The 20,944-nt window shown below is 72.1% G+C and carries 20 protein-coding genes; 7 read left to right on the top strand and 13 right to left on the bottom strand.

Annotated features, from left to right (window positions below):
- The first annotated feature begins 7 nt into the window (after positions 1-7).
- From AC3CF1_RS26115 to AC3CF1_RS26100, 4 genes are all read left to right on the top strand, one after another.
- Positions 8-448 (top strand): MarR family winged helix-turn-helix transcriptional regulator, encoded by a 441-nt coding sequence (locus tag AC3CF1_RS26115; RefSeq protein ID WP_231927243.1) that lies wholly within the window; start codon positions 8-10, stop codon positions 446-448.
- Positions 449-592: 144 nt separating this feature from the next.
- Positions 593-2,212, top strand: a complete 1,620-nt coding sequence (locus AC3CF1_RS26110; RefSeq protein WP_099851178.1) for an MDR family MFS transporter — start codon at positions 593-595, stop codon at positions 2,210-2,212.
- A gap of 11 nt (positions 2,213-2,223) precedes the next feature.
- The gene (locus tag AC3CF1_RS26105) at positions 2,224-2,718 is read left to right on the top strand and encodes a universal stress protein (RefSeq protein WP_488451480.1); all 495 of its coding nucleotides are present in this window, start codon (positions 2,224-2,226) and stop codon (positions 2,716-2,718) included.
- A 42-nt stretch (positions 2,719-2,760) separates the two neighbouring features.
- Positions 2,761-3,291, top strand: coding sequence for a DinB family protein (locus tag AC3CF1_RS26100; protein WP_488451479.1), 531 nt, complete (start codon positions 2,761-2,763; stop codon positions 3,289-3,291).
- Positions 3,292-3,304: 13 nt separating this feature from the next.
- On the opposite strand, the gene AC3CF1_RS26095 is transcribed toward AC3CF1_RS26100, so the two are convergent.
- Positions 3,305-4,276 (bottom strand): ArsR/SmtB family transcription factor, encoded by a 972-nt coding sequence (locus AC3CF1_RS26095; RefSeq protein ID WP_488451478.1) that lies wholly within the window; start codon positions 4,274-4,276, stop codon positions 3,305-3,307.
- 77 nt (positions 4,277-4,353) lie between these two features.
- Between AC3CF1_RS26095 and AC3CF1_RS26090 the strand changes: the two genes are divergently transcribed.
- Entirely contained in the window at positions 4,354-5,301 is a 948-nt protein-coding gene (locus AC3CF1_RS26090; RefSeq protein ID WP_488451477.1) for an SMP-30/gluconolactonase/LRE family protein, read from the top strand.
- A gap of 13 nt (positions 5,302-5,314) precedes the next feature.
- Here AC3CF1_RS26090 and AC3CF1_RS26085 read toward each other — a convergent pair whose 3' ends face one another.
- The 3 genes from AC3CF1_RS26085 to AC3CF1_RS26075 form a co-directional block, all read right to left on the bottom strand.
- Positions 5,315-5,935 (bottom strand): HAD-IA family hydrolase, encoded by a 621-nt coding sequence (locus AC3CF1_RS26085; RefSeq protein ID WP_488451476.1) that lies wholly within the window; start codon positions 5,933-5,935, stop codon positions 5,315-5,317.
- The gene (smc, locus tag AC3CF1_RS26080) at positions 5,935-9,549 is read right to left on the bottom strand and encodes a chromosome segregation protein SMC (protein WP_488451475.1); all 3,615 of its coding nucleotides are present in this window, start codon (positions 9,547-9,549) and stop codon (positions 5,935-5,937) included. Before smc ends, AC3CF1_RS26085 begins: the two co-directional genes overlap by 1 nt.
- Positions 9,550-9,907: 358 nt before the next feature.
- Positions 9,908-10,102, bottom strand: a complete 195-nt coding sequence (locus AC3CF1_RS26075) for a hypothetical protein (RefSeq protein ID WP_007456482.1) — start codon at positions 10,100-10,102, stop codon at positions 9,908-9,910.
- Positions 10,103-10,475: 373 nt separating this feature from the next.
- Between AC3CF1_RS26075 and AC3CF1_RS26070 the strand changes: the two genes are divergently transcribed.
- Together AC3CF1_RS26070 and AC3CF1_RS26065 are read left to right on the top strand one after the other, a co-directional pair.
- Positions 10,476-11,624 (top strand): CAP domain-containing protein, encoded by a 1,149-nt coding sequence (locus AC3CF1_RS26070; RefSeq protein WP_488451474.1) that lies wholly within the window; start codon positions 10,476-10,478, stop codon positions 11,622-11,624.
- Positions 11,625-11,741: 117 nt separating this feature from the next.
- Positions 11,742-12,584, top strand: a complete 843-nt coding sequence (locus tag AC3CF1_RS26065; protein ID WP_488451473.1) for an endo alpha-1,4 polygalactosaminidase — start codon at positions 11,742-11,744, stop codon at positions 12,582-12,584.
- A gap of 217 nt (positions 12,585-12,801) precedes the next feature.
- On the opposite strand, the gene AC3CF1_RS26060 is transcribed toward AC3CF1_RS26065, so the two are convergent.
- The 9 genes from AC3CF1_RS26060 to rsmD form a co-directional block, all read right to left on the bottom strand.
- Positions 12,802-15,021: an MMPL family transporter gene (locus AC3CF1_RS26060; protein WP_327649464.1), complete on the bottom strand. Its 2,220-nt coding sequence runs from the start codon at positions 15,019-15,021 to the stop codon at positions 12,802-12,804.
- 222 nt (positions 15,022-15,243) lie between these two features.
- Positions 15,244-16,101 (bottom strand): bifunctional DNA-formamidopyrimidine glycosylase/DNA-(apurinic or apyrimidinic site) lyase, encoded by an 858-nt coding sequence (gene mutM, locus AC3CF1_RS26055; RefSeq protein WP_141908204.1) that lies wholly within the window; start codon positions 16,099-16,101, stop codon positions 15,244-15,246.
- Positions 16,094-17,014 carry a ribonuclease III gene (gene rnc / locus AC3CF1_RS26050; RefSeq protein ID WP_247671329.1) on the bottom strand — a complete coding sequence of 307 codons (921 nt, stop codon included), beginning with the start codon at positions 17,012-17,014 and terminating at the stop codon, positions 16,094-16,096. Before rnc ends, mutM begins: the two co-directional genes overlap by 8 nt.
- The gene (locus tag AC3CF1_RS26045) at positions 17,011-17,997 is read right to left on the bottom strand and encodes a hypothetical protein (RefSeq protein ID WP_088946598.1); all 987 of its coding nucleotides are present in this window, start codon (positions 17,995-17,997) and stop codon (positions 17,011-17,013) included. The genes rnc and AC3CF1_RS26045 overlap by 4 nt, the downstream gene beginning before the upstream one ends.
- A gap of 111 nt (positions 17,998-18,108) precedes the next feature.
- Positions 18,109-18,282, bottom strand: coding sequence for a 50S ribosomal protein L32 (rpmF, locus tag AC3CF1_RS26040; RefSeq protein WP_030335284.1), 174 nt, complete (start codon positions 18,280-18,282; stop codon positions 18,109-18,111).
- 5 nt (positions 18,283-18,287) lie between these two features.
- Complete coding sequence (locus AC3CF1_RS26035) at positions 18,288-18,851, bottom strand: YceD family protein (RefSeq protein WP_088946597.1); 564 nt, start codon at positions 18,849-18,851, stop codon at positions 18,288-18,290.
- A 109-nt stretch (positions 18,852-18,960) separates the two neighbouring features.
- Complete coding sequence (locus tag AC3CF1_RS26030; protein ID WP_088946596.1) at positions 18,961-19,458, bottom strand: SPFH domain-containing protein; 498 nt, start codon at positions 19,456-19,458, stop codon at positions 18,961-18,963.
- A 226-nt stretch (positions 19,459-19,684) separates the two neighbouring features.
- Positions 19,685-20,167: a pantetheine-phosphate adenylyltransferase gene (gene coaD / locus AC3CF1_RS26025; protein ID WP_088946595.1), complete on the bottom strand. Its 483-nt coding sequence runs from the start codon at positions 20,165-20,167 to the stop codon at positions 19,685-19,687.
- Positions 20,164-20,727 carry a 16S rRNA (guanine(966)-N(2))-methyltransferase RsmD gene (gene rsmD / locus AC3CF1_RS26020; protein WP_088946594.1) on the bottom strand — a complete coding sequence of 188 codons (564 nt, stop codon included), beginning with the start codon at positions 20,725-20,727 and terminating at the stop codon, positions 20,164-20,166. Before rsmD ends, coaD begins: the two co-directional genes overlap by 4 nt.
- Positions 20,728-20,944 lie beyond the last annotated feature (217 nt).

Raw genomic sequence — 20,944 nt, 5'->3', positions numbered from 1 at the left:
TCTACGCGTGGACGAGCACCTGCCAGAACCGATCCGGGCGGTCGAGCACGAGTTGACCGCCCTGCTGCGCCGTGGGCGGGCGGTTTCCTGGGAGATCGCCCGCGAGGTGCATCCGAACCTGGAGCCGAACACCTACGGGCTGCTGCTCTGGTTGCGGCGCAGTGGGTCGATCCGGTTGACCGAGTTGGCGGCGCGGCTCGGTGTGGGCAAGGGAACGCTGAGCCGACAGATCAACGCCCTGGAGGTCCTCGGCCTGGTCTACCGCGACCCCGACCCGAGCGACCGACGGGCCGCGCAGATCACGTTCACCGAGGAGGGTCAGCGCCGGTTCGACGCAGCCCGGTCTGCGCGGGTGGGAGAGTTGCTCCGCACGCTCAACGACTGGCCGGCCCGGGACGTCGAGGAGTTCGCCCGGCTGTTGGGCCGGTTCAACGACTCCTGGCAGTAGCGCTCTGAGACGGGGAATAGCGCACCGCTCCGTCAGGTTGTTGCTTCAGGCAACCAAATATACGGTTGCCTCAGGCAACTCTCAGGCGACCCTCGCGAAACCGCCCCCGTCGCTTCACCTCGACTCCCTCCGGAGGCAGCAACGATGACCCAGGCGACAGCGCCCCCACGGGCGACCGGCGTCGACATGACGCACCGGCAGATCCTGCAGGCCCTCTCCGGCCTGCTGCTGGGCATGTTCGTCGCGATCCTCTCCTCCACGGTCGTCTCGAACGCGCTGCCGAGGATCATCACCGAGCTGCACGGCAGCCAGTCCGCGTACACCTGGGTGGTCACCTCAGCCCTGCTCGCGACCACCGCGACCACCCCCATCTGGGGCAAACTCGCGGACCTGACCAGCAAGAAACTCCTGGTCCAGATCTCCCTGGGGATCTACGTGCTGGGCTCGGTGCTGGCCGGGGCCGCACAGGGCACCAGTGAGCTGATCGCCTGCCGGGTGCTCCAGGGAATCGGCGCCGGCGGCCTCACCGCGCTGGCCCAGGTGATCATGGCGACCATGATCGCGCCACGCGAGCGGGGCCGCTACAGCGGCTACCTCGGCGCTGTGATGGCCGTCGGCACCATCGGCGGCCCGCTGATCGGCGGTGTGATCGTGGACACCTCCTGGCTCGGCTGGCGCTGGTGCTTCTACGTCGGCGTGCCGTTCGCCATCGCCGCGCTGGTCGTGCTCCAGAAGACCCTGCACCTGCCCGTGATCAAGCGGAAGGCACAGATCGACTGGTGGGGCGCCACGCTGATCACCGCAGCCGTCTCGCTGCTGCTGATCTGGGTCTCGCTCGCTGGCGGCCAGTTCGCCTGGGCCTCCTGGCAGAGCGCCGTCATGGTGGTCGGTGCCCTGGTGCTCGGCGCGCTGGCGATCCGGGTCGAGACCCGGGCCGCCGAGCCGATGATCCCGCCGCGGCTGTTCCGCAACCGCACCATCACCCTGGCCGTCGTCGCCAGCATCGCGGTCGGCGTGGGCATGTTCGGCGCCTCGGTCTTCCTCGGCCAGTACTTCCAGATCAGCCGCGGCCAGAGCCCGACCATGTCCGGCCTGATGACACTGCCGATGATCCTCGGTCTGCTGGTCTCCTCCACGCTGAGCGGACGGATCATCACCCGTACCGGCCGCTGGAAGAGGTTCCTGGTCATCGGTACGGCGCTGCTCACCGCCGGCTTCGCGCTGATGGGAACGCTCCGGGCCGACACCAGCTTCACCCTGCTCAGCGTCTACATGGCGCTGGTCGGCATCGGCCTGGGCATGACCATGCAGAACCTGGTCCTCGCCGTGCAGAACACCGTCGGCACGCACGAGCTCGGCGTGGCCAGCTCGACGGTTGCGTTCTTCCGCAGCCTGGGCGGCGCGATCGGCGTTTCCGTGCTCGGCGCGGTGCTCGCCCACAAGGTCACGGGCTACACCGCTGAGGGCCTCGGCCGGCTCGGGATCGCCGCGTCCGGCTCGGGCAGCGGTGGTGTCCTGCCCGACGTGCACACCCTGCCCGGGCCGATCCGGGCCGTGGTGGAGAGCGCGTACGGCCACGGCGCCGGCGACATCTTCCTGGCCGCAGCCCCCTTCGCGCTGATCGCACTGATCGCTGTGAGCTTCATCAAGGAGGTGCCGCTGCGGCAGCACAGCAGCTCTCCGGTCGGCACCGAGGTCGAGCAGGAATCAACCATCGCGGCCGGCGCTGGTGCCGCCGTGGTCCGCACCGGCGAGCAGAGGTGAGGTAGCCAGCCATGAGCGTGGGAGCACCGGACCGCGAGGAGTACGGCCCCCGGACCCGCCCGCTGCCGTTCGAACGCGGCACGGACGGGCCCCGGGTGGTCCTGGTCGGCATCGACGGCACCCGCACCTCCGAGCGGGCCGGCTGGTACGCCGCCGGCCTGGCCCGCCGGCAGGGTGCCGCGTTGGTGGTGGTCTACGTCAGCTCGACGAGCGGGCTGACCGCCCTGATGCCGGGAATGGACGCCGGCGCGGTGCAGCGGACCCACGACGAGCTGGCCGCCGAGCTGCGCCGGGAGTGCCGCCGCGGGGCCGAGGAACTGGGCGTACCGCTGACTTTCCTGTCCCGGCGCGGTGACGCGTACGGGGAGTTGTGCTCGGCGGCGGACGAGTTCCAGGCCGACATGGTTGTGGTGGGCGCGTCCGAGCAGGCCGGTCACCGGCTGGTCGGCTCGGTCGCCAGCCGTCTGGTCCGCACCGGCCGGTGGCCCGTCGTCGTGGTGCCCTGATAACCGGTCGCGGCTGTCGTACCCGAGCCGCAGGATGACCCGATGACGACATGGAGAGCACCGGAGATCGACCGCAGCCACGAGCCTCTGGTCGCAGATGAGCGCACCATGCTGGAGGGCTGGCTCGACCACCACCGCGACACCCTGCTGCACAAGTGCGCCGGCCTGACCGCCGAGCAGTTGCGCACGGCGAGCGTCGAGCCGTCCAGCCTGAGCCTTCTCGGGTTGGTCCTGCACATGACCGACGTCGAGCGCTCCTGGTTCCGCCAACGCTTCGCCGGCCAGGACCTGCCCGGCCTCTTCGACTACTCCACCGACATCGACGCCGACTTCCACGCTGCGGCGGGCGCCGACGCGGAGGCCGCCTTCGCCGCCTTCCGAGCCGAGGTCGAAGCGGCACGGGCGGCCACCGAGGGCCGGTCCCTGGACGAGACGTTCATGCTGACCCGCAGCGACGGGACACGCACCTTCAGCCTGCGCTGGGCGTACCTGCACATGATCGAGGAGTACGCCCGGCACAACGGCCACGCCGACCTGATCCGGGAACGAATCGACGGCGTCACCGGCGACTGACCCGCTGCCCTCGTCAGCCGGGGCGCCCGGCCCGGAGCAGATGCTCTCCCAGCGGGGTGAGCGTGTGTCGCACCGCCGGGCCCGCCCGGCGGGTGGTGACCAACCCGGCCGACCGGAGGACGGTGGCGTGCTGGCTGGCAGAGGCGAGGGAGATGCCGACCGTCCGGGCCACCTGTGAGGTGCTCGGGCCGTCGGCGATCGCACCCAGCACTGCCGCTCGGGTGCGCCCCAGCAGGTCGGCCAGAGGCCTGCTGCTCACCAGCGCCCGTCGGGTGGGCCGGATCGGGTAGGCCAGCACCATCGGGCCGGCCGGGTCGTCCAGCACGCAGGGTCGGGGCAGCAGGTACGACGGCACCAGCGTGACGCCCCGGCCGGCCGGGGCCAGGGTGACTCCGTTGGCGAATCCACACTCGTACGACAGCTCATACCGCTCGCCGTACGGCTTCCAGAACAGGTACGGGCTCAGGTCACGCAGGACACGGTCGATCCCGGCGTCCACCATGGTGTGTGCTCGCACGGCCCGGTCGCCGTGGACCGCTGCGGTGATCGTGTCCTGGTACGGCGCGACCGCGACCTGGTGGAACGCCCGCATCGCCGCGCTCAGTCGCTGCCGGGCGGCCGTCTCGCCGGAGGCGAGGGCACCGACCCGGGCCGGCAGGTCGCCGGCGGCGATCCGGGGGCGCAGTTCCGCCGCCAGCGTCGCCGTCGGGGTGGCCAGCACCTCCTCCAGGGCGGCCGGCAGGTCGCCGCCGAGGCTTGGCGGGGTGAGGAAGTCCGGAAACCACCAGGGCAGCCGGCACAGGTCGAGGTACGGGCGCATCTCCGGGCGCAGCGCCGCCCGGGTGCGTGCCCGCCAGACCGTGAGGTGTTCCGGTGCGGCCTCGAACAGCCGCTGGCCGGCCGCCCCGAGCTCCAGCAGCACCGCGGGTTCGGAGCGCAGGACGGTGCGGCTCAGATCCGTCGCGGTGAGCTGCAACGTCAGCATGAGCCGACGCTAGCCACCCTTCGGCCCTGCCTGAAAGGGCATGGAGCAGGCTGCGACCGGACCGGAATCCTCGGCCCATGAACATCTTCCTTGTCCTGGCCACCAGCCTGGTCGTGCTCACCGGCACCTCGGGAGCGCCAGCGCACGCCGTCGCGCGTCCCGACACGTACGTCGTCTCCGGCGAGCCGGGGGTGCTGCCCGAGGGCATCGCCGTCACCCGCACCGGCACCATGTACGTCACCAGCGTCGCCACCGGCGCCGTCTACCGCGGCGACGTCCGGCACCGGTGGCTGCGCCCGTTCCTCCCCGCCGGCTCGGACGGGCGGACCCGCGCCGCCGGGGTCCACGTCGATCGCGCCGGCCGGATCTTCGTGGCCGGTTACGACACCGCGACCCTCTTCGTGTACGACCCGGACGGCCGCCTGCTGGCGAAGCGGAGCGCGGGGACCGGTGCGGCTCTCAACGACCTGGTTATCACCGACCATGCCGTGTACGTGACCGACTCGGCCAGCGGCACGATCTGGCGGGCCACGCTGGACGGCGGACGCGTCGGCCCGCTCGCACCGTGGCTGCTGCCGTCCGGGTTCCCGGCCGTCCCCGGTTTCCTCAACGGCATCGTCGCCACCGCCGACGGTCGGCTCGCGCTCGTGGCCGACCAGGGCACCGGCGAGCCGGGCAGCGAGCGTCTGTGGCGCATCGACCTCGCCGACGCCACGGCCAGCGAGGTCTCCGTGTCGGGTGGCCAGCTCGGTGCCGACGGGCTGCTGCTGGAGGGCGACCGCCTCTACGGCGTGGTCAACTTCCCCGATCCCGCTGGCGGGTACCGCTTCGCGGTCAACCTGGCGGTGCTGGACGGCGACCTTCGGGCTGCCCGGGTGGTCCGGCAGTCCCACACCGCCGGCCTGGAGCAGTCCCCGACCACCCTGGCCCGCGACCACGACCGGCTGCTGTGGGTCAACAGCCAGCTCAACGCGACCGCGCCGGCGCCACCGTTCACGGTGACCGAGGTCCCCGGGCTGCGCTGAGAGGCGGCGCGGCTCAGTGGTTCAGAGCCGCCCGCAGGTAACGCAGGTCGGCGTGGCCGCCCCAGCGGTGCGCCGACAGTCCGGCGGAGCGGGCACCCCGTACGGCCCAGTCCTCGTCGTCGACGAAGAGCACCCGGGCCGGCGGGGTGGCCAGGGCCTGGCAGGCGGCCTGGAAGTATTCCGGGGCGGGCTTGTGCACTCCGAGGGTGGAGGAGTTGACCACCACGTCCAGCTCGCCGACCAGACCGAGGGCGGCCAGGTCGGCGTCGAGCAGGTCGGTGGCGTTGGTGCCCAGCCCGACAGTGATCCCGGCCGCGCGTACCTCGCGGACGAAGTCGAGCACCTCGGTGTCCACCTCACCCCGGTAGCGCTGCCACTGCTCCACCGCTGCCCGGGCCCGGTCCGGGCCACCGGCCGGCTCGGCGAGAGCGTCGGCCACGCTGCTCACCCACTCGGCGTGGCTGACCTGGCCGGTGAGCACCGGCTGAAGCCGGCCCCACTGCATGGCGATCTCGCCGAGCACCCCCTCGGACAGGCCGTACTCCCGCTCGACACCGGCAGCCACCGCCGGATCCCACCGGCGCAGTACGCCGTCGAAGTCCAGCAGGAGCGCCGTCGCGCGTTCCCGAGCCACTACCCGTTCTCCTCGCCGCGGCCGTGCCGCTGGTCGTCCTCGTCGGCCCGGTTGAGCCGTTGGCTGATCACCTGGGTGACCCCGCTGCGCATGGTGACCCCGTAGAGCGCGTCCGCGATCTCCATCGTCCGCTTCTGGTGCGTGATGACGATCAGCTGGCTCTTCTCCCGCAACTGTGCCAGCAACAGGATCAGCCGGCCCAGGTTGACGTCGTCGAGGGCCGCCTCCACCTCGTCCATGATGTAGAACGGGCTGGGCCGGGCGCGGAAGATCGCCACAAGCATGGCCACCGCGGTCAGCGACCGCTCGCCGCCGGAGAGCAGCGACAGCCGCTTGATCTTCTTGCCCGGCGGGCGGGCCTCCACCTCGACGCCGGTGGTGAGCAGGTCGTCCGGCTGGGTGAGGATCAGCCGGCCCTCGCCGCCGGGGAAGAGCACCGTGAACACCTGCTCGAACTCCCGAGCGGTGTCCTCGAAGGCGCTGGCGAAGACCTCCAGGATCCGCTCGTCCACGTCCTTGACCACGGTGAGCAGGTCCCGACGGGTGGCCTTGAGGTCTTCCAACTGCTCGGAGAGGAACTTGAAGCGCTCCTCCAGCGCGGCGAACTCCTCCAGCGCGAGCGGGTTGACCTTGCCGAGCAGGGCCAGTTCGCGTTCCGCCTTGGCGGCGCGCTTCTCCTGCACCGGCCGCTCGTAGCGCACCGGCTCGGGCACCGGCAGGCCGTCCCGTTCGGCCGTCGCGACGTCGACCTGGGTCGGCGGAACGGGCTGCGCGGGGCCGTACTCGGCGACCAGCGTCTCCACGTCCAGCCCGAAGTCCTCGGCGGCCTTCGCCTCCAACTGCTCGATGCGCAGTCGTTGCTCGGCGCGGGCCACCTCGTCACGGTGCACCTGGCTGGTCAGCCGCTCCAGCTCCGCGCCGAGACGCTTGGCTGCCCCGCGTACCTCCTGAAGCTCCGCCTCACGGGCGGCGCGTTCCAGGGCGACCGCGTCGCGGTGCTCCTCGGCCGTCGCGATCGAGGTGGTGAGCCGGGTGAGCGCCTCCCGGGCGCCGCCGGCGACGGCCCGGGCGATGCCCGCACCCCTGGTGCGCGCGGCCCGCCGGGCCGCGGCGCGCTCCCGGGCGGCCCGCTCCGCGGTGGCCTGCCGGGCCAGCGAGTCGGCCCGACCGGCGATCGAGGAGACCCGCTCCTCGGCGGTACGCACGGCGAGCCGGACCTCCATCTCGTTCTGCCGGGCCTGCGGCACCATCGCGGCGAGTTGGTCCCGTTCCTCGCTGGACGGCTCGGCGTCGACCGGGGTCTCCTCGGCCAACCGCAGCCGTTCCTCCAGCTCGGCGAGTGCGGTGAGGTCCCGTTGTCGAGCCGCCTCGGCGCGGGAGCGGGACTCACCGAGCCGGTCGGTCTCCGCCTTCGCCGAGCGGGCCGCCGCGCCCAGCTCGGCCAGCCGGCGGGCGGCGGCGTTGCGGTGGCTCTCCGCCTCACGCTTCTCGGCGGCGGCGTGCTGCACGGCCTCCTTGGCGGCGGCCACCTCGGCGCGCGCCTCGACGAGCTGGTCGCGCAGCTCCACGCCCGTGCGCTCGGCGGTGAGCCGGTTGGCGCGGGCCTCCTCGACGGCGGCCTGCACCTCGATGTAGCTGGGGGCCTTGGCCGACCCACCAGCCGCCGCGTACGCCCCGACCACGTCACCGTCGGGGGTGACCGCCCGCAGCTCGGGGTTGCTGGCGACCAGGTCGGCGGCGGCGGCGAGATCGTCGACGAGCGCCACGTCGCGCAGTGCCCGGTGCACGGCCGGACGCAGCTCGGCGCTGCACTCCACCAGGTCGGGCGCCCACCGGGCGTCGTCGGGCAGCTTCGGGCGCAGCGCGTCGGCGGAACCGGTCATGCCGGGCCCCGCCGGGCTGCCGACGAGCAGGCCGGCCCGGCCGGCGTCGGAGATCTTCAACAGGCGCATCGCCTCGACGGCCTCGTCCACCCCGCTGACGGCGACCGCGTCGGCGAGACCGCCGAGCGCGGCGGCCAGCGCGGCCTCGTGGCCGGGCGCGACGGTGAGCAGCCCGGCGAGGCTGCCGAGCAGGCCGGGCACGTCGCCGGCCCGGGCGAGCAGCGCTCCCGCGCCGTCCTTGCGGCGCAGCCCGAGCGCCAGCGCTTCCTCCCGTGCCTTCCAGGTGGCGGCGTCCTTCTCCGCCGCCCGCTCGGCGTCGGACAGCGAGCGCACGGTGGCCTGCGCCCGCTCCTGCACGGCGACCGCCTCGGCGTGCCGGGCGTCCAGGTCCGCGTTGTCCCGGTCGGCCTCGGTGGACTGGGCGGCCACCGCGTCCAGGTCGGCCTGCGCCTGCTCGGCGCGGCCCAGCGCGTCGGCGTGCGCGGCGGCGAGTCGTTCGATCTCCTCGCCGGCGCTGGTCGTCCGGGCGCGGGCCGAGTTGACCTGCCCGGTGAGCCGGGCCATCCCCTCCCGGCGGTCGGCGATGGCCTTGGCGGCGGCGACCAGCTCCCGTTCGGCGGCGGCGAGCTGCCGTTCCAGCTCCTGGCGGTGCTCGACCGCCTCGGCCAGCCGGATCTGGTCGTCGGTGAGTGCCCCGCGCAGCTCCTCCTCCTGCTCGCGGACGCGCTCCGCCTCGGCCTCCAGCTGGTCCGGGTCGCGGCCGGGCCGCTCGTCGTCGCCGCTGGCGCTGAGGTGCCGCAGCCGTTCCCGGGCCAACTGCTCGATCGAGCGGAAGCGCTCCTGGAGGGCGGACAGCTTGTACCAGGTGTCCTGGGCGGCGGCGAGCAGCGGCGCGTCCTCCGCGAGGGCGGCCTCCAGCTCGCCGAGCCGGCCCTGCACCTCGACGTGCTCGCCCTCGATCTGCTCACGCCGCTCGCGCAGCGCGGTCTCGTCGGCGATCTCCCGATCGAGAGTGGTGCGCAGGGTGGCCAGGTCGTCGGCGAGCAGACGCAGGCGGGCGTCGCGCAGGTTGGCCTGGATGGCGGCGGCACGGCGAGCCACCTCGGCCTGCCGGCCCAGTGGCTTGAGCTGACGGCGCAGCTCAGCGGTGAGGTCGGTCAGACGGTTGAGGTTGGTCTGCATCGCGTCGAGCTTGCGCAGCGCCTTTTCCTTGCGCTTGCGGTGCTTGAGGACGCCGGCCGCCTCCTCGATGAACGCCCGCCGGTCCTCCGGCTTGGCGTGCAGCATGCCGTCGAGTCGGCCCTGCCCGACGATGATGTGCATCTCCCGGCCGATGCCGGAGTCGGACAGCAACTCCTGGATGTCGAGCAACCGGCAGGTGTTGCCGTTGATCTCGTACTCGCTCTCGCCGGAGCGGAACATCCGGCGGGTGATGGAGACCTCGGTGTACTCGATCGGCAGCGCGCCGTCGGTGTTGTCGATGGTGAGGGTGACCTCGGCGCGGCCCAGTGGCGCCCGGCCGGCGGTGCCGGCGAAGATGACGTCCTCCATCTTGCCGCCGCGCAGGGCCTTGGCGCCCTGCTCGCCGAGGACCCAGGCGATGGCGTCGACGACGTTGGACTTGCCGGAGCCGTTCGGGCCCACCACACAGGTGATCCCCGGCTCCAGCTTCAACGTCGTGGCGGAGGCGAAGGACTTGAAGCCCTTCACCGTCAGGCTCTTGAGATACACCTTCTCGATCCTCGTCCGGTGGCCGCCGTACCGTCGCCGGCTCTGGGGACCTGGGTGAACTCGCAGACTAACCCGGTGGTGGGAGCGGAGGAGCACGCGACCCGCCCCGGGTCGTGTGCGTCGAGGGCGCGAGGCACCACCGCGCTGTTGTTCCGATGGCCCCGATAATGGCGAGAGCAGTTCATGATCGGCTTATCCGTGGGCGCGCTATTCGGATGCGGCCGGGACGGTTCCCGTGCGACCGACCACAAGATCACAAATCGTCGGCCCGAAAGGAACCGGACAGTGTTGCGCGCCGGCACAGAACGTGTCGGCGCGCTTTTTGCGATAGTGCGATTCAGTTTTGTCGAGGTGGAGATCAGGTCAGCGCCGGCTCGGCCAGACGGAGCAGATCGTCCGCCTCCGCCGCAGCCGCCGCGAGCCGATCGTTGTCGGCACGCAGACGCGTGATCTCGAACTCCAGTGCCTGCACCCTGGCACGCAGTCGGGTGACCTCGTCGAGCAGACGCCGGTCGGGCGCTGCACCTACGTGGCCGTAGAGGGCCTTCGCCATGCTGACTCCTTGATATGCGCTGCCGGAAAGGCCGGCCAACGCGCGCCCATTAAGTACGCGACTGTCATTCCAGGCTGTATCTGGGCATGACCGGGCGCGACTGGCGACACCTATATATTGAGCCGAAACCCCCTCCTTCGTCAAGTTCTCGCAGGCCGTAGATCATCTCCACGTCGACCTGTCCACTTGTCGGGGGGCTGCCTTCAAGGCACGGACACTCTCTGTCCGGACACCTTTACTGTACGCCCGGATTTCCGGAAGTCCGCCCCCTCGCGTCCGACTTCCCCTTAACTCTTCCTTAGCCACGTTGCCGCAGCTCGGGGCCGCGCCGTAGCGTCACCCCGGCCCGCAACCGACCCCTGGAGGCATAGGCGTGTACGGCTGGACCGACCCGATGGACCCGAACGGCGCACCCCGGCGCGTCGAACGGCCGACCGACGAGCCGGCCTGGCTGCACGACCGCCCGGAGCCCCGCTCGGCCTACCTGTTCGGTGACAACTCCGATCAGCCCGGCGACGAGTGGCACCCGGAGCAGCCCGCCACCGGCTGGCAGTCGGACGCGGCGACACCTGTCGACTCGGCCGACGCCCACACCGCCACCTGGCCGGCCCACGGCCCGGAAGGCGGGAGCGGTGCCTGGGCCAACAGCCGCCCGGTCGAGGACCCCACCGGCGGCTGGCACCCGGACACCGACGCGGAGACCACCGGCGGCTGGCGCACCGACGGCGACCCGGAGACGAGCGTCGGCGTGACCGGCCGGCCCGGCGAGGGCCGGCACCGCTCTCCCCGCCGCTGGCGCAAGCCACTGATGATCGGAGGCGCTGCCGCAGCGGCCACCCTCGTGGTGAGCTTCGGCGTCGGCGCGCTCGCGCTGCCCGGCGGAGACAACGGGGGCAGTCAGCCAACCGCCGTCGACGACACCTTCGCGACGGAGGCCCCGGCCGAGCAGCCGGCCATCGACACCCTGGCCGCACCCTCCGCGTCTGCGACGCCCAGCCCGGTGCAGCCGAGCCCCTCGCCGAGCAAGGTCGTCAAGCCGACCCCGGCGGCGTCACGGACCACCGCCGCGTCGCGCCGCAGCGTCGAGCGCAGCACCGCGCCGAACACGAACAGCGGCTCCAGCGGCTCCAGCGGCACCGTCAGCGCCCAGGCCCGCGAGGTGGTGAACCTGGTCAACGCCGAGCGGGCCAAGGCCGGCTGCAAGGCGCTGAGCATCGACGCCAAGCTGATGACCGCCGCCCAGAAGCACAGTCAGGACCAGGCCGACCACCAGAAGATGTCGCACACCGGCAGCGACGGCAGCGACGCCGGCACCCGCCTGAACCGGGTCGGCTACACCTGGCGCACCTACGGCGAGAACGTGGCCTGGAACCAGAAGACCCCGGCCGCGGTGATGGATGCCTGGATGAACAGCTCCGGCCACCGGGCCAACATCCTGAACTGCGCGTTCACCGAGATCGGCGTCGGCATCGCCAGCAGCAACGGGCCGTACTGGACGCAGGTCTTCGCCGCGCCGCGCTGACCGCGCGTCGTCCGCGCCCCCGCGCTCGTTTGACCCGGTGAGGTACGTCGGGCCGAGGGTGCGGGGCGGCGTACCGGTGCGGGCGGCGATGGGCCGTCCGGGACCCGGGAGCTGCCGATGTGGATCCGGCCGCGGCGACACGTCGCCGTACGCCCACTGCGCCGCGTCCTGTCGGCCGGCGTCGCGCTCCTCCTGGTCGTGCCGGCGTACGGGTGCCGAGCCAAGCTGACCCCGCCCGGCGCGCCCACCGCGTGGCCGGCCGCCGCGGCCCGCACCTGGCAGTGGCAGTGGCAGCTCAGCGGCCCGCTCGACCCGACGGTGGAAGCAGACGTCTTCCTGCTCGACCCGGTGGTCACCACCACCGAACAGACCGCCGACCTGCGCTCGCGGGACCGCCGGTTGATCTGCCAGGTGCACGTCGGGTCGGTCCGCACCGCCGACCCGGACGCCAGCCGGTTCCCGGACATCGTCCAGGGCTCGACCGGACGTCGGCCCGACAGCCGGTGGCTGGACGTGCGGAGCTGGGACGCGCTCAAGCCGGTGCTGGCCGACCGTTTCCGACTCTGCCGGGGCAAGGGCTTCGGCGCGGTGGCGCTCGCCGACGCCGACGGGTACGCGTCCCGCACCGGCTTCCCACTCGACTTCGACGACCAACTGCTGTTCAACCGCCGGCTGGCCGAGCTGGCCCGCTCGCTGAGCCTCTCCCCCGGGCTGGTCAACGACGTGCCCCAGCTCGCCGCACTGGCCCCGGACTTCGACTTCGTCGTCAACGAGGAGTGCGTCCGGCTGGGCCAGTGCGCCAAGCTGCTGCCGTTCGTCGATGCCGGCAAACCGGTCTTCCACGTGGAGTACGCCAGCTCGACCGACGAGTTCTGCGTCACCACCGTCGGCTACGGCTTCGCGTCGATCCGGAAGGACCGTGCGTTGGACGCCTGGCGGGAAGCCTGCCCCCTGCCCTGACACGGCTGTGGGCCGGGCCGTGGCTGTGGCCGTGGCCCGGCCTCGCCGCCCCGCCGCTCCCCCCACCGCTCGCCTCCGCCCCTTGATCGACTCGCCTTTCATGATGTCGCGGTATCAGGCGGCCTGGGATACCGCGACATCAATGAACCGGAGTTGATCAAGGGGCAAGAACGGCGAGCGGCGGGGCGGGGACGGCGTGGGCCGTTTCCGGATGGGGTCAGGGCACCGGCACCAGCTCAGGGGCGGGGGCCGGCGGGTCGGCCGGCGCGGGCGCCGGACGCGGGCGCAGGAAGCGCGGGGCCCACCAGTTGGCGTCGCCCAGCATGGTCATCAGCGCCGGCAGCACCACGCCCCGGATGATCGTGGCGTCCAGCAGGATCGCCGCCGCGAGGCCGATGCCGAGCTGCTTCATGTCGATCGTGCTCAGCGTGGCGAAGATCGAGAAGACCCCGACCATCACGATCGCGGCGCTGGTCACTACCCCGGCCGAGGAGGTGATCCCGTAGGACACCGCGTCGCGGTTGGGCATCCCCGCCCGGATCCCCTCGCGGATCCGACTCACCACGAAGACGTGGTAGTCCATCGAGAGGCCGAAGAGCACCACGAAGAGGAACAGCGGCAGCCAGGACACGATGGCGCCCATCGAGGTGAAACCGAGCAACCCCTGGGCCCACTCACCCTGGAAGATCAGCACCAGCAGCCCGTACGCGGCGCCGGCGGAGAGCAGGTTCAGCGCGATCGAACTCGCCGCGATCACCACCGACCGGAAGGTGAACACCATGACCAGGAAGGTCAACACCAGCACGAAGCCCATGACCAGCGGCAACTTCTGCCGGACGTGAGCGGCGTAGTCCTCGCTGTCGGCCACGCTGCCGCCGACCGCGTACTCGATGCCGGGGATGCCCCGCAGCTCCGCCGGGACCAGGTCCGCGCGCAGCTTCTCCAGTGACTGCACCGACCGGTCGTCCCGACTGGCGTACGGGGTGGCCACGTCCAGCACCGACACCCGCCGGTCGGCCGACACCTCGATCTTCGGACCGTCCGCCTCGACCGGAGCGAACAACGGATCGCCGGCGGCACGGGTGGACAGTTCGGTGAGGGCGGCGCGAACCCGGTCGGCCTGCTCGGCCGGCGCCCGCACGGCCACCACGTGATTGGTGCCGGTGCTCGGGAAGGCGGCGGTGAGCCGGTCGTACGCCTGCATGGCCGGCGTGGTGCGGGGCAGGTCCTCCATGCCGGGGAACTTCAGCTTCATGCCGAGCGCCGGGGCTGCCAGCGCGAGCAGCAACCCGACCGAGATGACCAGCGTCACCACCGGAGCGCGTAGCGCGGGCCGGAGCACCGCGGGCCAGAGCCGGGGCTTGCGGGGCTCGCCGTGCCGGCCGGTGCGCGGCGCGGTCAGCCGCCAGAGCAGTGGCACCCGGGGCCGGTCGACCCAGCGGCCGAGCTTGGCCAACAGGGCGGGCAGCACGGTCAGCGAACCGGTCACCGCGACGGCGACCACGAGGATCGAGCCCACGGCGAGGGACGAGAAGACCACGTCGCCGGCGAGCAGCAGCCCGGCCATCGAGATGATCACCGCGAAGCCGGAGACCACCACCGCGTGTCCGGAGGTCTCCGCGGCGATCTCCACGGCGTCGAGGCCGGATCGGCCCTTGGCACGTTCCTCCCGCTCCCGACGGATGTAGAACAGCGAGTAGTCGACCCCGACCGCCATGCCGATCAGGAGGATCACCGGAGCGGTGGTGTCGGTGGCCGGCACCAGGTGTGAGGCGAGAGTGGACAGACCCATCGCGGCGGCGACCGAGGAGAGCGCCAGCAGCACCGGCACGCTGGCCGCGATCAGCGCCCCGAACGCGATGATCAGGATCGCCAGGGTGACCGGCAGGCTGAGCAGCTCGGCACGCTTGAAGTCCTTGCCCAGGGTGTCGTCGAGGGCCTGTCCGATCGACGGCCCGCCGACCTGCTCGACGCGCAACTGCGGGTGCTCGGCCTGCACGCCGGCGGTGGCGTCGCGCAACGGCTGCACCCGTTCCGAGGCCGTCTCCGGGTCACCGGACATCGTGATCGGCAGCAGCAGCGCCGAGCCGTCCCGGGCGGTGACCGGCTGGCCCACCGAGGCGACCCCGACGACAGTGCGCAGCCGGGCCGCCGCGTCGTCGGCCGCCGCCCGGGCCGCCGCCTCGTCCAGCGCACCACCCCGGGAGGTGATGAGGACGTTGTCCACGGCCGGGTCGTCGAAGTCAGCGGCGTCCACGATCAGGCCGGCCCGCCCCGTCTCGCCGATCGCCTGGTCGCCGCTGGTGGCCTCGTTGAGACCGGCGGCGCTGCCGCCGACGAAGCACACCGCCACGAACACCGCCCACATCGCGAGCGCCCGCCACGGGTGCTCGGCGCTCCACCGCGCCAGCCGCACCGTCACCGGTCTTTTCCTCATTCCGACTCCCCCTGTCACGTCAGCCCCCCAGTGATCGGTGCTGACGTTAGGTGCGTGACGAGGCGGTCACATCGGGGATCGGCCCCGGCGCACCCCGGAATCACCGCAGGGCGCGCGGGGGTCGGTTCGGCGGGCGTCAGCCCGATATCGGGACGTACGCCAGGGTCCAGCCCGGAGCGGCCGGCCGCGACCCGCCGGCACCACCCCGGAGTCGGCTCCGGGTCATCCCCGAAGGGAACCCCTGGGCCGTGGCTGGCAGTGCGGGCAGCTGTACGAGGACCGGTTCATGAAAGCCTCGCGTCGGATCGGTGCGCCGCACCGCCGGCACGGCTCACCCTCGCGGCCGTACGCGTTCAGCGCCCGGTCGAAGTAGCCGCTCTCGCCGTTGACGTTGACGTAGAGGGCGTCGAAGCTGGTGCCGCCCTGTCTGATCGCCTCGCCGAGCACGTCGCGGACGTGGCCGAGCAGGCGTTGCGCGGCAGGGCCGGTCAGCGCGTCGGTGGGTCGGGCGCCGTGCAGCCCAGCGCGCCAGAGCGCCTCGTCGGCGTAGATGTTGCCCACCCCGGAGATCAGGGTCTGGTCGAGCAGGGCCCGCTTCACCTCGGTGTGCCGGCGGCGCAGCGCGGCGACGAACTCCGCGTCGGAGAACTCCGGGTCCATCGGGTCGCGGGCGATGTGCGCGATCTCGTCGGGCAGCTCGGCGCCGCCCTCGCTCACCGAGAGCCCGCCGAACGTGCGCTGGTCGACGAAGCGCAGCTCCGGCCCGTCGTCGGCGAACCGGAACCGGACCCGCAGGTGGGTCTCGTCGGTGGTGCCGGGTGGCTGGAGCAGCATCTGGCCGGACATCCCGAGGTGCCCGATGATGGCGTCGCCGCTGTCCAGTGGCAGCCACAGGTACTTGCCGCGACGGCGGGCGTCGAGCACCGTCCGGCCGGCGAGCACGTCGGCGAAGTGCACGTCACCCGGGATGTGCCGGCGGACCGCACGCGGGTGACGGACCTCGACCGAGGTGATCCGGCGGCCGACGACCCACTGGGCCAGCCCCTGCCGGACGGTCTCCACCTCGGGCAGCTCAGGCACCCCGTGACCCCGTCTCGTGGCCGTCGGCACCCCCGGCCGGCAGTGCCTGCGCCAGATGGTCGGCCTGCTCGGCCTGGGCCGCCCGCTCAGCGCGCTCCAACGGCCCGAACGGCTCGTCGGAGTCGGCCGAGCCGCCCCGGTCGACCGGCTGGTCCTCGCGCCCGTCGCCGGCCCGCCCGTCCTGACCGTCGTCGTTCTGGCCGTTCTGCTCGGCGAGCGTCCGCCAGGCGGCCTCGGCGGCCCGCTGCTCGGCCTCCTTCTTGCTGCGCCCCTCGGCGCCGCCGTACCGGTTGCCGGCCACCACCACCCAGGCGGTGAACGTCTTCAGGTGGTCCGGGCCGGTGCCCTCGATCCGGTACTCCGGGACGCCGAGCCCGAGCGCCGCCGTCAACTCCTGCAGGCTGGTCTTCCAGTCCAGGGCGGCGCCCCGGCCGGCCGACTCCGCCATCAGCGGGTCGAAGAGCCGGTGGATGACGATCCCCGTCGTGTCCAACCCGTACTGGAGGTAGATCGCGCCGAGCAGCGCCTCCAGCGTGTCGGCGAGGATGCTCGCCTTGTCCCGGCCGCCGGTGGTCTCCTCGCCCTTGCCGAGCAGCAGGTACGCGCCGAGGCCGTCCGGGCCCAGACCACGGGCCACGTCGGCGAGGGCCCTCATGTTGACCACGCTGGCGCGCAGCTTGGCCAGCTGCCCCTCGGGCAGGTCCGGATGGTTGTGGAAGAGCGCTGTGGTGATCACCACGCCGAGCACCGAGTCGCCAAGGAACTCCAGCCGCTCGTTGGTGGGCAACCCGCCGTTCTCGTACGCGTACGAGCGGTGGGTCAGCGCACGCTGCAGCAGCTCGGGTTCCAGGCTCACGCCGAAGGCGGCTTCCAGGTGACCGACGGATGCCCGCCGCCGCTTGTCGTTGCTCATGATGTGCGTACCTCGGTGTCGGTGGAACGGTCGGTGCGGTCCGTCGCGGCGTCGCCGTCGAGCAACGCGGAGACCAGATCGGTGGCGCGCCGCCGCCACAGGTGAGCGGCGAGAGCTATGCCGGAGGCGACGTCGTCGGCGCGGGCGGAACCGTGGCAGACGACCACAGTCCCCGCAACGCCCAACAGGGCGGCCGCGCGGGGCGCGCCACCCCCGCTGGGAGGGCCGCCAGCCATGGCGTACGCGCCCTCGATGGCCTTGAGCAGCACGTTACCGGTGAAGCCGTCGGTGACGACCACATCGGCGCGCGCGCCGAGGGCCACGTCGTACCCCTCGACCAGGCCGACGTAGCGCGCCCCGCCGGGGAGCGGCTCGACGGCGAGCAACGGGTCGGTGGCCCGGCGGACCCGGTCGCCCTTGCCGGCCTCGGTGCCGACCGAGAGCAGGCCGACCCGCGGCGCGGCGATCGAGTGCGCCACCGCGGCGTACGCGGCGCCGAGCACGGCGTGGCGGGCGAGAGTGGCCGGGCGGGGTTCGAGGGAGCCGCCGACGTCGAGCAGGACGACAGGCCCGGCCACGGCGGGCAGGGTTGCGGCCAGGGCGGGTTGGCGGATCTCCGGCCAACGGCCGAGGCCGAGGACGGCGGCGGTGACGGTGGCACCGGTGGCACCGGCGGACACCAGGGCGTCGGCGGTGCCGTCGCGAACGGCGGTGACCGCGGCCCGGACGGTGCTCTCCGCGCGGGCGGCACTGGGGTGGTCGGCCATACCGACGACATCGCGGACGGGCCGCACAGTGATCCGGGCACGTTGCGCCGGATCGAGGGCAGCAATCATCCCGTCGGCGACCTCGGTCGGGCCGACGAGGAGCAGGTGCAGGTCAGGGTCGGCGCGCATGGCCCGCAGAGCGCCGTCAACCACGACGGCGGGAGCGTCGTCCCCGCCGAGGAGGTCAACGGCGATCCGCGCGGTGCCCGGCTCCACCGGGACGCCGGCCGGAGTGGGCCGGGCGTCGGAGGGAGCCGGGGCACCGGGCGAATGCCAGGATGCGCGCGCCGCCCGACCTGGGGTCGGGGGCGTCACTCGGCGTCCAGGTCAGACCTCGAGAACCTGGCGGCCGTTGTAGGTGCCGCAGACGGAGCAGGCGGCGTGCGGCAGCTTCGGGGACTTGCACTGCGGGCACGCAACGGTCGCGACCACGGTCGCCTTCCAGTTCGCCCGGCGGGACCGGGTGTTGCTGCGCGACATCTTGCGCTTCGGGACGGCCACGGTTCTTACTCCTCTGTAACGGTCATTTGCGACAGGCCCGCCCAACGCGGGTCGATCTGCTGGTGACTGTGGTCGGCCGGCAGATCGTCCCAGTGCGCCCCACATTCAGGGCACAGTCCTGGGCAGTCCTCCCGGCAGAGCGGGTTGGTCGGCAGCGTGAGCACCAACGCGTCCCGCAGCGCCGGCTCCAGGTCGATCAGATCGCCCTGCATCCGGCCCACCTCGTCCTCGTCGGTCGTGGCGTCCGTGGTGCTGTCCTCGTACGCGTACAGCTCCTGGATCGTCACGCCCATCGAGTCGTTGATCTCGCGCAGGCAACGGCCGCACTCGCCCTGAACGGGACCGGTGATGGTCCCGGAGACGAGCACGCCCTCGGACACCGACTGCAACCTCAGATCGAGGTCGAGGTCCGCGCCCTCCGGCACGCCGATCAACTCCACACCGAGGTCCGCCGGTGCCGGCACGACCCGCCGGACTTCACGCAACGCGCCAGGGCGGCGCGGGAGGTCCCTCGTGTCGAGGACCAACGGCGACCTGGGGTTGAGTGTCGATGGCGAGTGCTTGGGCATAGTCAGACTCCGGCCGGTGAGAGGCCGACAAAAAAGGTTACCTGGACGACCGCCGGACCGTCGAACCGGGGGCGACGCCCGCCTGAGAAGTCGGCTGGTGAGGTGCCGCTCAGAAGGGTAGCGGGCGTTCCGCCTCATCCCCAGCGAAGGTGCCGATCTCCCGCAGTGCGTGCATCTTGTCCCGGCCGCGCTCTATCGAGGCCAGCGCCCGGGTGAGGAACTGCTCGAAGTTGGCCAGCGCGGTGTCGACGTAGTCGTCGACCTCCTCACGCAGGCGCTGCGCCTCGGCCCGGGCCTCGGCGATGATCCGGGCACCCTCGTGCTCGGCCGACACGGTGATCTCGTTCACCGAGACCAGGCGGGCGTGTTCTGCCTCACCCTCGCTGATGATCCGGTCCGCCTCGCGCTTGCCGGCCTCCATGATCTTGTCGCGCTCCTCCAGGAGAGCGGCGGCGCGACGCAGGTCGGCGGGGAGGTCGGCGCGCATCTCGTCGAGGGCCGCGATCATCTCACCCCGGTCGACCATGCAGTTGTTACGCGACATCGGGACGGAGCGGGCCTGCTCCACCATGGCGATCAGTTCGTCGATGCGATCGAGCGGGTCCACCGGTACCTCACTCCTGTCGTTCTTCGGCCGACCTCCATGATGCGGGCTACGGCCGTTCCCCGCGCCACCAATCATGTCGTGCCGGCCCCACACCGGGCCCATCCGCCCCAAACCGGCGCGTCGCGACATCGTCACACCGCGCCCACCCTGCCCACACGCCTGCGTCAATTTTCCGCAAAAGGGGCGTCACGGCGACCGAAGCGGCAGGACCGCCGGGTGGGGGGTGTCAGGGACGGGGGCCGAGCCGGGCCTGAAGGGCCTCACGGACCAGGTCGGGGACGTGCGCGGAGATGTCGCCACCCCACTTGGCCACGTCCTTGACCAGGCTTGAGGAGAGGAACGAGTAGAGCGGGTTGGTCGGCATGAAGAGCGTCTCGACGCCGGCCAGCCCGATGTTCATCTGGGCCATCTGCAACTCGTAGTCGAAGTCGCTGACCGCCCGCAGACCCTTGATCAGCACACTCGCCTGCTGGGCCCGACAGAAGTCAACCAGCAGCCCTCGGAACGACTCGACCCGCACGTTGCCGTACGACGAGGTCACCTCGCGGAGCATCTCGATCCGCTCCTCGACGGTGAACAGGCCACTCTTCGACTGATTTATCAGCACACCGACGATCACCTCGTCGAAGAGCCGACTGGCCCGCCCGATGATGTCGAGGTGTCCGTTGGTGACCGGGTCGAACGAACCGGGGCACACCGCACGTCTCATGATCGGCGACCGTACCAAAGGGTGGTCTCGCCGTAACGGCGACTGCGCTCCGGGGTGATCCCGTCCACCCAGTCGAACTCCCTGGTCCGCCGGGACCGCTCCACCACCACCAGCGCGTCCGGCGCCAGCCAGTCGCCGTCGACCAGCGTGGTCAGCAGCGCGGTGATCTCCGCGTCCGGCACGGCGTAGGGCGGGTCGGCGAAGACCACGTCGTACGGCCCACCGTCCGGACCGGCGGCCAGCACCGTCGCCACCTTGCCGGTGACCAGTCGGGCGGCGGGGCCGGCACGCAGGGCCGCCACGTTCTCCCGGATCACCCGGGCCGCCCGCGCGTCCGACTCGACCAGCAGCACGTGCGCGGCCCCGCGGGAGAGCGCCTCCAACCCGACCGCTCCGGAGCCGGCGTACAGGTCGGCGAAGCGGGCGCCGTCGAGGTCGACCTCGGCCTCGACGGCACTGAACAGCGCCTCCCGGACCCGGTCGGAGGTGGGTCGGGTGCCGGCACCGGGGGGCGCGGCGATCCGCCGGCCGCCAAGCGTCCCGGCCACGATCCGGGTCACGGTCTCCTCCTGCTCATGCCCGCGACGCTACGCGACCCGTCGGACCGGGCTGCCGACAGCGTCAGCACCGGTACGGCGACCACATGATCACTTCTCGTATATCAATGATCTCGGATTCATAACATTCGCCTTAGCAAATCCTGAGGGCTGTATCACGACCGGCGATCTCGCTAGGGTCTGCCGGGTGCCGGCGGCAAACCACCGGCTCACGGTGCGG

The sequence above is a fragment of the Micromonospora sp. MGP-C2 genome, from assembly GCF_057766525.1.
This window is presented reverse-complemented; position numbering and strand designations above follow the sequence as displayed.